The sequence below is a fragment of the Variovorax sp. W1I1 genome (assembly GCF_030815625.1).
Classification (GTDB): Bacteria; Pseudomonadota; Gammaproteobacteria; order Burkholderiales; family Burkholderiaceae_C; genus Variovorax; species Variovorax paradoxus_C.
Map to the genome: position 1 here is coordinate 6,042,477 of NZ_JAUSWZ010000001.1, position 13,146 is coordinate 6,055,622.

The window sequence follows — 13,146 nt, forward strand, 5'->3', positions numbered from 1 at the left end:
CGAGCAGTTCACACCGATTTGCTTACGCGGAATGAGTTGGAAGATTGCGCCAGTCCTCGGATCGCAAGTTCTTCCATCTTTAATTCGAGCAACTTAGTTCACATCGACGAGGTTTCGAAATCGGCAAACTGCGGCCCGCCCCCCAGCACAGCGCATTATTTTCAATAAGAAACATATCACACTGAAGCCAATTTTTCTGAAATAAAAAAGCCGCCCGAAGGCGGCTGTTATTAGTTAACTCTAATTTACGGGCAGTCGCCTTGACCGGGCTTGAAGCCACGAGTTGTATTGCAGGAAGTGCCGCTATTGGTCCAAAGCATGTTGGCAGCGCCGGCGGCGATCGTAGGCGTATCAACGATGGTCAGACCAACCGGCGGGCTCGCGGTACTCGTCGCGCCCGTTGTGACGGTAATCACGCCGTCGGTGACCGAAGTGATTGCGGTCAGGTTCTTGGAGATCGACATCGTGGGCACGCCGTTAGAGCCGGCGCTGCAGCCGCTGAGCGTGCCAAGGTCGCTGTAGCACTGGGCAACCGCCTGTTTGGTTGAATTGATTTCTGCAGCAGCGCCAGCCGCTCTGCTGCGCGAGGTGTAATCGCTGTATTGCGGAATCGCAATAGCAGCCAAGATACCAATGATCGCCACAACGATCATCAATTCGATAAGGGTAAAGCCGGCCTGTGCGCGGCGGGCAATCTTGCGAACGTTCATGAGAAAAACTCCAGGTTGGTTGTAGAGCCCGGGAACCAGCCCGGAGCGCAGTACCTTCCGCAGCATCCGTGCCACCCGGTTTTCCCGCCCACACCAACCAAAATCGTCAATTTTGTTCACATTGGCGTTACACCATGTGACACAACTTGCTTCAAGATGCTACAAGCAGTGACAAATTTGTCATGCCACGCAGCCAGCAAGGATCAGAACGTCAGGATCCCATCCGCCTTCAGCCACCGAATATCCCGCTGCGCCAGCCCCGCCACCTGCCGCCCGGCCAGCGTCTCGATCTGGCTCATGATTTCTTCAGTCTCCGCCGGCTTGGTGTGCGTGATGTAGATCGGATAGCGTTTCCCCGGATCGATGTGCGACAGCTCATCGGCCAGCACCTCGGGCGACAGGTGCAGGCTGCGTTCCGCCAGCGCCTGCTCGCGGCTACTGAAAGCCGTCTCGATGACCAGCATCGCCACGTCGAGCGCGTTGACGCGGTCCCAGAAGGGCGCGTTGCGCTCGGTGTCTCCGCTGAAAACCCAATGCGCGCCGCCGGTGGCGCGGCGCACGGCAAAGCCGCAGGCCGGCACGGTGTGGACGGCCGGCAGCACCTCGATGAGCTTGGGCGCGCTGGTGCCCAGTTGCAGCACCTGGCCGACCGTGATGTCGTGAAAGCTCACGAACGGCGCCTCGGGGCTCGGGATGCTCTCGAAATCGGGCCAGATGACGTTGTTGAACACATGCGCCCGCAGCGCCTCGATGGTGGCGCGCAGCGCATGCACGCGCAGCGGCTGGGTGCGGCGGCTGCCGACGGCGTCGAGCATCAACGGGAGCGCGGCGATGTGGTCGAGGTGGCTGTGGGTGAGCACGACATCGTCGATGCGCGCCATCTCGTCGAGGGTGAGGTCGCCGACGCCGGTGCCGGCATCGACGAGCAGGTCCGTGTCGACCAGGAACGAGGTCGTGCGGCAGTCTTTGGCGATGGCGCCTGAGCAACCCAGCACACGAACCTGCATTGTGAGAGACCCCTTGAAGGTGTTGGGCTGCGCGCGTGCGCAGGTGTCTGTCGTCATTTGGTTTCGAACCGGGTTGCGCCGTCCCAGCCCGGGTCTTGCGGCCGCAACGCCATCGAGGCTAAACGCTGGGCGTAGAGCTGGTAAAGGACTTTTTTCGCGTCGGCCGCGAGCAGGGGCGCGAGCAGGTTCCGGCCGGTGGCCCAGTCTTGGCGGCGGTAGGCCGCGAGCACCTGGCTCCAGCGCTGCAACTGCCCCGTTCGTTGGGCCGCTATGGCGGCTCCGGTGGTGAGCGGCGTGAAGACGGCCACGGCCTGCGCCCTGCCCTTGACGAGCACGCTGTCCAGCTCCTGCCAGGTGCAGCAGTCGGGCGCGAGGTCGCGGGTCGTGCCGCTGGCCACAATCTCGACGCCGTAGTGCCCGCTCAGGCCTTCGAGCCGCGATGCGAGATTGACCGCATCGCCGACCACGGTATAGCTGCGCCGCGCGGCCGAGCCCATGTCGCCGACGCTCATCACGCCGCTGTTGATGCCGATGCCCACGCTGATCTCGGGACGGCCGCCCGCGCGGTGGATGCGGTTGATGTCGCGCACGGCATCGGCCATGTCGAGGGCCGCGCGCACGGCCAGCGCCGCGTGGTCGGGCGTGTCGATCGGCGCGCCCCAGAAGGCCATGACGCAATCGCCCATGTACTTGTCGACGGTGCCGCGGTGGGCGCTGATGACGTTGGTGAGGCGGCTGAAAACGGTGTTCAAAAAGGCCTGCAGTTCGGCCGGCGCCATCTGTTCCGAGAGACGTGTGAAGTCGCGCATGTCGCAGAACAGGACGGTCATTTCCTTGCTCTCGGCGCGCATGCTGTAGCTGCCCGGACGCACGAGCATTTCGTCGACCAATTGCGGCGGCACGTAGGTGCCGAAGAGCCGCACCAGCCCACGCCGCGCACGTGACTCGACGAAGTAGCCCCAGCTCATGTTGAGCGCGAAGGCCAGCGCGGTCATGACGAGCGCCGACGCGAGCGGCAGCACGAGGCTGTGGCCGACGTAGAGCCAGGTGTTCAGGCCGATCAGCACCGCAGCCGTTCCCGCGCCCAGCAGCACCGCCCGCGGCGCCGACAGCAGCGACAGCCCGAACGCCAGCACGAGCCCCGCGACCAGCACCGTCAGCACCTCGTAGCCGGGCGCGTAATCCGGCACGGCGAGCAAGCGCTGATCGAGCAGGCCCGAGACGATGTTGGCGTGCACCTCGACACCCGGAAACGCCGCACCGACGGGCGTGGCGCGCAGGTCCTGCAGGCCGGGCGCCGTTGCGCCCATGAGCACGATCTTGTCCTTCAACTCGCCGGGCGCGAGCCGGCCTTCGACCACATCGGCGGCCGCCACGTAGCGGAACGAGCCGCCGTCCGCGCCGCCGGGTCCGCGAAACGGCACCTGCATGCTGGCGTTCTGGTCGACGGGAATGCGCAGGCGTCCGAGCGCCAGCGAGTCGAGCCGCTGCATGGCGCCGCCCGGCGCGAGGAGCGGCCGCACCGGCGGCGATCCGTTCGCGAGCCGGTAGACGGCCAGGGCCAGCGACTCGTAGTAGCCGGGGTTCGCGTGCTCGCCTTCGTAGCGCGCGATGAGCGGCACGCTGCGAATGACGCCGTCGCCGGTCTCGCCGATCAGCGTGTTCAGGAAGCCCGCGACGGGCGCGGCTTCCGCCAGCATCGGCAGGCCGGCGCCGAAACCGCTCCAGGCCGTGGCGTAGGAGGCGCCTTTCGGAAAGGTGTCGGGTGGCAGCAGCGGCGCGGACGGCAATTGCCCTTTGGCGCTCGGCACCGGCGTCCGGGTGAAGTAGTAGCCGAGTGCGACGCGCCGGTTGTGCAGCGCCGCGGCGAACGTGATGTCGTGGTCGAGCGCGGGCGCGAGCCGTTCGATCTCGGCGGCAAGACCGGTCATGTTGCGCAGCGGCCCGCTCGCGATCTGGCGCAGCCTCTGGAGGCCCGAACTCCGGTCGGGCTCGAGAAACATGACGTCGAATCCGAGCACGGCCACCTGCTGGCGAACCAGGAGCTCGGTCGTCAGGCGGGCCATCGTGTCGCGCGCCCAGGGCCACTGCCCCTGGCGCGCGAGGCTCGCGTCGTCGACATCGACGATCACGACGCGCGTGTCCAGCGTCCGCGGCATGGTGGCGCGCAGGCGCATGTCGTAGATCAGGTGGTCGAGGCGTTCGAGCGTCGACAGCTGCCAGAGGCCGGTGGCATGCGCCAGCGCCAGCAGCACCGGCAGCAGCGTGATGGCAATGCGCGGCCAATGCCGCTGCAGCGCGTTCATGGCGCCTCGATCAGCCGGCCTGCGCCGCACCGTGGAATGAGAGGAAGAAGACGCTCAGACCCGCACGAACTGCATGCGCGTGGCGCCACCGAGTTCGAGCACGTCGCGCTCCTGCAAGGCGACGGCATCGGTGCCGAGCACCGCGCCGTTGAGCGTGACATCGCCCATGACGCTGGCGGCCACGTAACCCTGCCGGCGGCGCGTGACGACCGCGACGGCCACGCCGGGCTTGCCGATGGTGGTGACCACTTTCTGCAGTGGCACATCATGGTTGTCACTGCCGCCCGAGAGCACGCGAAGCATCGGAACGCCGAGCTCGATGAGCGCGCCGGATTCCGTGGGTGCCGAAGACAGCGGGATGGAAGTGGAGAACTCGCCCGGTGCCGTGCGCGTCGAGGAAGAAGCGCCGACGGCCAGGTTGCTGCGGGCGCGAAAGTGGATGCGGCAGCCGCCGACCTCGATGACGTCGTTGTCCTCGAGCGTCTGCTTCTGGACGGCCAGCGCATTGACGTACGTGCCGTTGGTGCTGTTGAGATCTTCAATTTGGACTTCGCCATCGCTCATGTGCAGCACGGCATGCTCGCCGCTGACCGCCAGGTTGTCGATCACGATGTCGTTGTAGGCGCGCCGTCCCAGCGTCGTGCGGTCCTTGGCGAGCGCCACTTGCCCGATGACAACGCCATCGACCGAAATGATCATCTTCGGCATTGCCGGCTACCCCTCAAATGCAGAACTGTATCGATCGCAAGCGCGGCGGCGGGTTGCCGCTGCGGCCTGCTAGCCGGCCATGCGGGACGTGTCGCCAACGTCCGCCCTTGCCAGAACAACCGAAATGTTGTCCCGGCCGCCATTGTCGTTTGCAATTGCAACCAAAAGTTGCGCTTTTTTCTGAAGGCCGGCATCGTGTTCTAAAAGCGTGAAAAGCTGCGCATCGGTCACCATCTCGCTGAGACCGTCGGAGCAAAGCATATAGAGATCGCCGGGTCTTGCGCTGTGTTCATGCATTTCCAGCAAGACTTGGGCCTCCACGCCGACCGCCCGGGTCACGAGGTTCCGGGTGGGCGAACTCAGCGCTTCCTCGGGGGTGATGGCGCCGGCGTCGAGTTGCTGCTGGCGCAGCGAGTGGTCGCGCGTGAGCAGTTCGAGCTTGTTGTTGCGCAGGCGATAGCAGCGCGAATCGCCGATGTGGCCGACCAGCACGCGCTGCGTCTGGAAGGCCGCCAGCACCAGGGTCGTTCCCATGCCCTGCAGTTCCGCCTGGGTCGTGCCGGCATGGAGGATCGATGCATTCGCCTCGTCCGTGGCGGCCTGCAGCGCCCGGCGCACCACGCGCGCCGGCGCCTGCGGCCCGCCTTGGGCGAACCAACGGCCGAAGCTGGCATGCACCAGCGAGACGGCCATGGCGCTCGCGACCTCGCCGCCCTTGTAGCCGCCCATGCCGTCAGCCAGCACGGCCAGCCCGAGCGCGGGGTCGACGTGAACGGCGTCCTCGTTGTGGGCGCGCACGCGGCCGGTGTCGGTCAGCGCGGCGTATTCCCAGCACAGCGCTGGCCGGTTCGAGAAAAGGGATGCGCCGAGGCTCGCCATGGTCTGCGTGCGTCGGCCGGCTAAAGGCTCAGTGTGCAGCGGCGTGGGCACGCCGTTGCAGCAAGCGGCCCGCGGCCACGACGAACACCGCACCGGCGGCAGCCGCCGCGTAGTGCAACCAGGGGTTGGCCACCAGCACGTCGCGCAGCGCGACGTCGCTCACGATGGTTTCGCCGCCGACCCAGCCGATCAGCGCGGCACCCAGCATGACGATGATCGGGAAGCGTTCCATGAGCTTGATCATGAGCGTGCTGCCGAAAATGACCAAGGGAATGCTGATCGCCAGACCCAGGACCAGCAGCACCATGCTGCCCTGCGCGGCCGCCGCGACGGCGATCACGTTGTCCAGGCTCATCACCAGGTCGGCCAGGAGGATGGTGCGCACCGCGACCATCATGCTGCCGTATTCCTTGGATTCGCCCTCGCCGTCGTCTTCTTCGCTCAGCAGTTGCAGGCCGATCCACAGCAGCAGCAGGCCGCCGACGATCTGCAGGTAAGGCAGCGCCAGCAGCTTGGCCGCCACCACCGTCAGCACGATCCGCAGCACCACGGCCGCGCCCGAGCCGAACAGCACGGCCTTTTTCTGCTGCGCAGGCGGCAGCGAGCGCGCCGCCATGGCGATCACCACGGCGTTGTCGCCCGAAAGAATGATGTTGATCCAGATGATCTTGACCAGACCGATCCAGAAATCTGTGCTTTGAAGGAGTTCCATGTCTCTGATCCCACTGTGTTTTATTTGAAAAAAGCGCCCGCAATCGAGTGCGGGCGCTTTTTTATTTCTGTGGTCCTCGCATGACCCGGCTCTGTGGCCGGTGTCCTGCACCCGTCTCTTACAGCTTGGCCTTGAGCAGCTTGGCCAGTTCCGAGAAGTTGCGCGTCACGGTGAAGCCGCACTCTTCCATGATGGCGAGCTTGGCATCGGCCGTGTCGGCACCGCCCGAGATCAGCGCGCCGGCGTGGCCCATGCGCTTGCCGGGAGGAGCGGTAACACCGGCGATGAAGCCGACGACCGGCTTCTTCATGTGTTCCTTGCACCAGCGGGCTGCGTCGGCTTCGTCGGGGCCGCCGATTTCGCCGATCATGATGACGGCGTCGGTGTCCGGATCGTCGTTGAAGGCCTTCATCACGTCGATGTGCTTCAGACCGTTGATCGGGTCGCCGCCGATGCCCACTGCCGACGATTGGCCGAGGCCGATTTCCGTCAGTTGCGCCACGGCTTCATACGTGAGCGTGCCCGAGCGCGAGACCACGCCGATGCGGCCCTTGCGGTGGATGTGGCCGGGCATGATGCCGATCTTGATTTCGTCGGGCGTGATGAGGCCGGGGCAGTTCGGGCCCAGCAGCAAGGTCTTCTTGCCGCCGGCCGCTTCCTTGGCCTTCATCTTGTTGCGCACTTCGAGCATGTCGCGAACCGGGATGCCTTCGGTGATGCAGATCGCCAGGTCCAGGTCGGCTTCGACAGCTTCCCAGATGGCGGCCGCGGCGCCTGCCGGCGGCACGTAGATCACCGACACGGTGGCGCCGGTTTGCGAAGCGGCTTCCTTCACCGAACCGAAGATCGGGATGTTGAAGATCGACTCGCCGGCCTTCTTCGGGTTCACGCCCGCCACGAAGGCGTTCTTGCCGTTCGCGTATTCCTGGCACTTCTCGGTGTGGAACTGGCCGGTCTTGCCGGTGATGCCTTGCGTGATGACTTTGGTGTCTTTGTTGATATAGATCGACATGACTTTTTCCTTAGGCCTTCTTGACTGCTGCGACGACCTTCTGGGCGGCGTCCGCCATGGTGTCGGCGCTGATGATCGGCAGGCCCGAATCGGCCAGCAGCTTCTTGCCTTCGACTTCGTTGGTGCCCTTCATGCGAACGACCAGCGGCACTTGCAGGTTCACGGCCTTGCAGGCCGCGATCACGCCGGTGGCGATGGTGTCGCACTTCATGATGCCGCCGAAGATGTTCACGAGGATGGCTTCCACGTTCTTGTTCTTCAGCATGATCTTGAAGGCTTCGGTGACCTTCTCGGGGGTGGCGCCGCCGCCCACGTCCAGGAAGTTGGCCGGCTCGCCGCCGAACAGCTTGATGGTGTCCATGGTGGCCATGGCCAGGCCGGCACCGTTCACCAGGCAGCCGATGTTGCCGTCCAGCGAGATGTAGGCGAGGTCGAACTTGGAGGCTTCGACTTCAGCCGCGTCTTCTTCGTCGAGGTCGCGCAGGGCCACGATTTCGGGGTGGCGGAACAGCGCGTTGCTGTCGAAGTTGAACTTGGCGTCCAGCGCCATGACGTTGCCCTTGCTGTCACGGTTGAGCGGGTTGATCTCGACCAGCGAGGCGTCCGTCTCCATGTAACAGGCGTAGAGCTTCTTGAGGATGTCGACCGTCTGCGCGGTCGAGTCGGCCGGCATGCCGATGCCGTCGGCGATCTGCTTGGCCTGTTCGTCGGTCAGGCCCTTTTCGGGGTCCGCGAACACGGTGATGATCTTCTCGGGCGAGGAGTGAGCCACTTCCTCGATGTCCATGCCGCCTTCGCTCGAAGCGATGAAGGCCACCTTCTGGGTCGCACGGTCGGTCACGGCCGAAACGTAGTATTCCTTGTTGATGTCGGCGCCATCTTCGATGTAGAGGCGGCGCACCTTCTGGCCTTCGGGGCCGGTCTGGTGGGTCTTGAGCTGCATGCCGAGGATTTCGCCGGCCAGCTTCTTGACGTCTTCGATCGACTTGGCGACCTTGACGCCGCCGCCCTTGCCGCGGCCACCCGCGTGAATCTGGGCCTTGACGACCCAGACCGGGCCTCCAAGCTTCTGGGCGGCTTCGACAGCCTCCTGAACCGTGTATGCCGGAATGCCGCGCGGCACCGGCACGCCGAACTTGGCAAGGATTTCCTTGCCTTGGTACTCGTGAATCTTCATGAGGGATGTCTCTCGGAAGGAGGAAGTTGAGAACGGGAGATCTGGGGTCTGAGGCTTCTTTGGCTCTGTTGCTCGCGGGCGACGGCAGCCTGACGGCTGGGGGCGGCGAACAACCGCGGACTGTATCATGGTGCGCCGCACCAATACTCGACGTGCGGTTGCGGTCAATACGTACTTTCTTCTAGCCCCTCTACGCACACTCCGATATGGCCAAGGTTTTCATCGACGGCGAAGCCGGCACCACCGGCCTTCAGATTCGCGAGCGGCTGCAGACGATGCCGCAGATCGAGCTCGTGAGCATCGCGCCCGAGCTGCGCAAGGACGTGAACGCCAAGCGCGAACTCATGGCCGGCGTCGATCTCGTGGTGCTGTGCCTGCACGACGACGCAGCCCGCGAATCGGTCGCGCTGATCGACCAGCTGCCGGCCAAGAAACCCAAGATCATCGACGCCTCCACTGCGCACCGCGTGGCGCCCGGCTGGGTCTTCGGCTTTCCCGAACTGGTCGAAGGCCACTGGCAGGCCGTGGCGAAGGCCGACCGCGTCGGCAACCCCGGCTGCTACGCGACCGGCGCCATCGCCATGCTGCGTCCGCTGGTCGATGCGGGCATCCTTCCGGTCGACTTTCCGGTGTCGCTGCCCTCGGTGAGCGGCTATTCGGGCGGCGGCCGGGCCATGATCGAGGAGTACGAGAGCGGCAAGGCGCCGCTGTTCGAGACCTACGCGCTGGGCCTGAAGCACAAGCACATTCCCGAAATCATGGCGTACACCGGCCTCACGCGCCGGCCGGTCTTCATTCCCTCGGTGGGCAATTTCAAGCAGGGCATGCTGGTTCAGCTGCCGCTGCACCTCGACCTGCTGCCCGGCAAGCCGAAGTCCGGCGACCTGCAGGACGCGCTCACCGCGCACTACGCGCGCAGCAACACGCCCGAGCAGTTCGTGAAGGTGCTGCCGCCCACCGAGAGCGGCAAGCTCGATGCGCTTGCGCTAAACGACACCAACCAGCTCGAGATCCGCGTGTTTCCGAACGAAGACCACCGCCATGCCGTGGTGATCGCGCGCCTGGACAACCTCGGCAAGGGCGCCAGCGGCGCCGCGGTACAAAACCTGAAGCTGATGCTGGCGCTCTGAGCGCCACGCACTTTTTCTTCCTTGGTTACCTGACGAGCCAGAGGCCCACGCCCAGCAGGACGGCGTGCGCGGCCAGCGCTATATAGAGCGGCTTGCGTGAAGGCGTCGACATCTCCTGCAGCGTCTCGTTGATGCGGCGCGTGAGCAGCGCGCGAAGCGCCGGGTCTTGCGCCGCGCCCTCCCCCGCCACCGGCTCCCCTTGCGCGGCGCGGCCTTGCTGCCACTCGGCCAGCATGTCGCTCAATGGCAGGCGGTTCAGCACGAAGGCCACCACCGATCGCACCGCCTTGCCCTCGCCCAGCACCGGCGCGAGTTGCTTGGTCAATGCATCGACCGACAGCCAATCGGCCGTCCGCTGCAGCGCGCCATGCGTACGCGGCATCGCCTCGATGCGGCCCGCGACAGCGCCGGCCAGCCGCTGCGACACCGCCTCGCCACGCGCTGCGACCAGGTGCTGCATCGCCTTGGCGCGGCCCTGGTGCACGCCCAGCATCGTGTAGACGACCACGAACAGAAGCAGCAGCACCGCGACCAGCACCGGCGGCGAAGTGACGAGCGCCACGATGGCCCCGGCACCGCCGGCCCGCGCCGCTGTATTGCCCGGCCCGTTCAGCTGGCTCAGGTAGAAAAAGAAGACACCGCCACCGAGCACCACGCCGAGCAGTCCGCCCTTGATGACGGAGCCGGCGAAAGAGAGTCCGGCCTTGGCGCCGGTGCGGACGAGAGAGGGTTGATTGACGGGTTCAGATGACACGGGAAGCTCCTCCGGTTTTTTTTCACGCCGCCTCGCACGAGGCCGGTCGCCGCAGATCATGCCATCGACATCCAACACCATAATCGCGCCCACATCACAACGAGGAGAGGGATCGCCATGGCAACAGTCAAATTTCAGAAACCGACCGGCGCATTTGTCGCCGCCTCCTGGGCCGCGCTGATCATCGGCGCCATCGTCTACCTGATCGGGCTGTGGAACGCCTCGATGCAGCTCAACGAGAAGGGCTACTACTTCACCATCCTCATGTACGGCCTCTTCTCCGCCGTGTCGCTCCAAAAGACCGTGCGCGACCGCATCGAGGGCATGACCGTGACCGGCATCTACTACGGCCTGTGCTGGATCTCGCTGCTGCTGTCGGTCGCCCTGCTTTCGGTCGGCCTCTTCAACGCCACGCTGGCGGCCAGCGAGAAAGGCTTCTACGCCATGGCCTTCCTGCTGAGCCTCTTCGGCGCGGTGGCGGTGCAGAAGAACGTGCGCGACATCGCGGCGCACAAGGGCGAGGCCCCGGCGTTCGACGACACGCCCGAGGCCAGCTGAAGCCGCCGGCTCAGTCCGCTTCGAGCAGCCGCTTCAGCGCCTGCAGGTCGCGCGCGATCCACGCGGCATCGCGCTCGAAGGCCGCGTCGTCCATGTGCGGCTGGCGCAGCAGGGTGAACTGCAGCTCGCAGGCATCCGGCGCCACGCCGATCACGCGAAACGGCAGGTAGACCTCGGGCACGCCTTCGGGCGCGACCCAGTGGTCGAGCACGCCGAAGTCGTTGGCGGGTGCAAAACGCATGCGAGCGTCGCCGCTCTCGGGCGTGCGCACGATCCAGTGATCGCCCTGCGGCAGCAGCGCGCTCTTGGCGAGCCCGCTGGCCCAGTCGGGCAATCGCATCGGGTCGGCGGCGACCCGGTAGGCGCGGCGCCATTCGCAAGCCACGCGCTGCGCGATGACGCGCGACTGCACGCCGCGATCTTCATTCGTCTGCTGATTCATCATCGAAATCGCTCCTGAGCACCTTGGACACGACGGCGCCCGAGAAACCGCGCGCCATCAGGAATCGCATCTGCTTCGCCCACTCTTTCGCGTCGGCTGGCGGGGCGTCGAAGCGGCGGCGCCACAGGGCCGTGGCACGTTCGACCTCGGTGTCCTGCAGGCCGGCCACCGCTTCGGCGATGGCCTCGGGCGCGATGCCCTTGGCCTGCAGTTCCTGCCTGACGCGCAACGCGCCCGATCGGGCGGCCCGCTGGTTCAGCACCGAGGCCACCACGCGCGGCTCGCTGATGAAATCCTTGGCCACCAGCTCGTCGAGCGCCTTCGCCAGCGTGCCGGGTTCTTCTTCGTGCCTGGCGAGCTTGCGCTCCAGCTCCGCGCGCGAATGCTCGCGCTGGCTCAGGAGCCGCAGCGCGCGGCCTTTGAGAGAGGGGGCGCCGAAAGCCATCCGGGGTTCGCTCGCGCGGCCCGTGAAACTCGCGAAGGGCCGCTATCGAACTCTTACTCCGCTGCCGCCTTGTCGGCCTTGGGCGCCTTGGCAGGCTTCTCGGCCTTCTCCGGCTCCGAGCCTGCATCGGCAGCCAGCAGCGGGATGCCCAGCGACTCGCGCACCTTGTTCTCGATCTCGCGCGACAGCTCGGGGTTCTCGCGCAGGAACTCGCGGGCGTTGTCACGGCCCTGGCCGATCTTCTCGCCGTTGTAGGCGTACCAGGCGCCGGACTTGTCGACGATCTTGGCGGTGACGCCCATGTCGATGACTTCGCCTTCGCGGCTGATGCCTTCGCCGAACAGGATGTCGAACTCGGCCGTCTTGAACGGAGGCGAGACCTTGTTCTTCACCACCTTCACCTTGGTTTCGTTGCCGATGGCCTCGTCGCCCTTCTTGATGGTGCCGATGCGACGGATGTCCAGGCGCACCGAGGCGTAGAACTTCAGCGCATTGCCGCCGGTGGTGGTTTCGGGCGAGCCGAACATCACGCCGATCTTCATGCGGATCTGGTTGATGAAGATGACCATGCAGTTGGTCTTCTTGATCGTGGCGGTGAGCTTGCGCAGCGCCTGGCTCATGAGGCGAGCCTGCAGACCGGGCAGCGAGTCGCCCATTTCGCCTTCGATTTCGGCCTTGGGCGTGAGCGCGGCGACCGAGTCGATGACGATCAGGTCCACAGCGCCCGAGCGCACCAGCGAGTCGACGATTTCGAGCGCCTGTTCACCGGTGTCGGGCTGACTGATCAGCAGGTCGGACAGGTTCACGCCGAGCTTCTGGGCGTACTGCACGTCGAGCGCGTGCTCGGCATCGACGAAAGCGCAGGTGCCGGCCTGCTTCTGCATGGCGGCGATGACCTGCAGCGTGAGCGTGGTCTTGCCCGAGGATTCCGGACCGTAGATCTCGATCACCCGGCCGCGCGGCAAGCCGCCGACGCCCAGGGCGATGTCCAGGCCCAGCGAGCCGGTGGAGACCACCTGGATGTCTTCCAGCGCCTCGCCTTCGCCCAACCGCATGATCGTGCCCTTGCCGAACTGCTTTTCGATCTGGGCCAGCGCGGCTTGAAGAGCCTTGGCCTTTTCACTGTTGGCGACCGAGATGCTTGCGCCCTTGACGACTGCGTCCATGTGGAAATCTCCTTGAAAATCAACGGTTTGTGTCTGGTTTCCATCCATCTGCTTTTAACCACAGGCTGGATGTTTGAACAGTAGTGTAGTGGCTCATGGGTTTACGTAAACCCATTTTTTGGTCAGTTTGCTTTACCATC

General features: G+C 65.3%; 14 protein-coding genes. 2 read left to right on the forward strand and 12 right to left on the reverse strand.

Translation table 11 applies throughout. The features are described 5' to 3' along the window. Positions 1-245 precede the first annotated feature (245 nt). From QFZ83_RS28080 to sucC, 8 genes are all read right to left on the reverse strand, one after another. Positions 246-710 (reverse strand): prepilin-type N-terminal cleavage/methylation domain-containing protein, encoded by a 465-nt coding sequence (locus tag QFZ83_RS28080; protein ID WP_307511667.1) that lies wholly within the window; start codon positions 708-710, stop codon positions 246-248. Positions 711-913: 203 nt separating this feature from the next. Continuing rightward, entirely contained in the window at positions 914-1,717 is an 804-nt protein-coding gene (locus QFZ83_RS28085; protein ID WP_307512829.1) for a 3',5'-cyclic-nucleotide phosphodiesterase, read from the reverse strand. Positions 1,718-1,770: 53 nt separating this feature from the next. Next, positions 1,771-4,023, reverse strand: coding sequence for a CHASE2 domain-containing protein (locus QFZ83_RS28090; RefSeq protein WP_307511669.1), 2,253 nt, complete (start codon positions 4,021-4,023; stop codon positions 1,771-1,773). A gap of 54 nt (positions 4,024-4,077) precedes the next feature. Beyond that, positions 4,078-4,731 carry an FHA domain-containing protein gene (locus QFZ83_RS28095; RefSeq protein ID WP_307511670.1) on the reverse strand — a complete coding sequence of 218 codons (654 nt, stop codon included), beginning with the start codon at positions 4,729-4,731 and terminating at the stop codon, positions 4,078-4,080. Between the two features lie 69 nt (positions 4,732-4,800). Further along, entirely contained in the window at positions 4,801-5,610 is an 810-nt protein-coding gene (locus QFZ83_RS28100) for a Stp1/IreP family PP2C-type Ser/Thr phosphatase (protein ID WP_307511671.1), read from the reverse strand. Between the two features lie 28 nt (positions 5,611-5,638). After that, the gene (locus QFZ83_RS28105; protein ID WP_013544257.1) at positions 5,639-6,322 is read right to left on the reverse strand and encodes a TerC family protein; all 684 of its coding nucleotides are present in this window, start codon (positions 6,320-6,322) and stop codon (positions 5,639-5,641) included. 118 nt (positions 6,323-6,440) lie between these two features. Continuing rightward, positions 6,441-7,334: a succinate--CoA ligase subunit alpha gene (sucD, locus tag QFZ83_RS28110; RefSeq protein WP_013544258.1), complete on the reverse strand. Its 894-nt coding sequence runs from the start codon at positions 7,332-7,334 to the stop codon at positions 6,441-6,443. A 10-nt stretch (positions 7,335-7,344) separates the two neighbouring features. Further along, positions 7,345-8,511 carry an ADP-forming succinate--CoA ligase subunit beta gene (gene sucC / locus QFZ83_RS28115; RefSeq protein WP_013544259.1) on the reverse strand — a complete coding sequence of 389 codons (1,167 nt, stop codon included), beginning with the start codon at positions 8,509-8,511 and terminating at the stop codon, positions 7,345-7,347. Positions 8,512-8,717: 206 nt separating this feature from the next. Here sucC and argC point away from each other — a divergent pair, with 206 nt between their 5' ends. Beyond that, on the forward strand, positions 8,718-9,641 hold the full coding sequence (argC, locus tag QFZ83_RS28120; RefSeq protein WP_306881245.1) for an N-acetyl-gamma-glutamyl-phosphate reductase: 924 nt from the start codon (positions 8,718-8,720) through the stop codon (positions 9,639-9,641). 25 nt (positions 9,642-9,666) lie between these two features. Here the strand turns inward: argC and QFZ83_RS28125 are convergent, their stop codons facing one another. Next, the gene (locus QFZ83_RS28125) at positions 9,667-10,395 is read right to left on the reverse strand and encodes a hypothetical protein (RefSeq protein WP_306881246.1); all 729 of its coding nucleotides are present in this window, start codon (positions 10,393-10,395) and stop codon (positions 9,667-9,669) included. Between the two features lie 117 nt (positions 10,396-10,512). Between QFZ83_RS28125 and yiaA the strand changes: the two genes are divergently transcribed. Further along, positions 10,513-10,953: an inner membrane protein YiaA gene (gene yiaA, locus QFZ83_RS28130; RefSeq protein ID WP_306881247.1), complete on the forward strand. Its 441-nt coding sequence runs from the start codon at positions 10,513-10,515 to the stop codon at positions 10,951-10,953. Positions 10,954-10,963: 10 nt separating this feature from the next. Here yiaA and QFZ83_RS28135 read toward each other — a convergent pair whose 3' ends face one another. From QFZ83_RS28135 to recA, 3 genes are read right to left on the reverse strand one after another with little or no spacing between them, the layout of a single operon-like run. Then, positions 10,964-11,395, reverse strand: a complete 432-nt coding sequence (locus QFZ83_RS28135; RefSeq protein ID WP_307511673.1) for an SRPBCC family protein — start codon at positions 11,393-11,395, stop codon at positions 10,964-10,966. Next, on the reverse strand, positions 11,376-11,840 hold the full coding sequence (gene recX / locus QFZ83_RS28140; RefSeq protein WP_307511674.1) for a recombination regulator RecX: 465 nt from the start codon (positions 11,838-11,840) through the stop codon (positions 11,376-11,378). Before recX ends, QFZ83_RS28135 begins: the two co-directional genes overlap by 20 nt. A gap of 53 nt (positions 11,841-11,893) precedes the next feature. Beyond that, positions 11,894-13,006 (reverse strand): recombinase RecA, encoded by a 1,113-nt coding sequence (gene recA / locus QFZ83_RS28145; protein WP_013544265.1) that lies wholly within the window; start codon positions 13,004-13,006, stop codon positions 11,894-11,896. Positions 13,007-13,146: the final 140 nt, after the last annotated feature.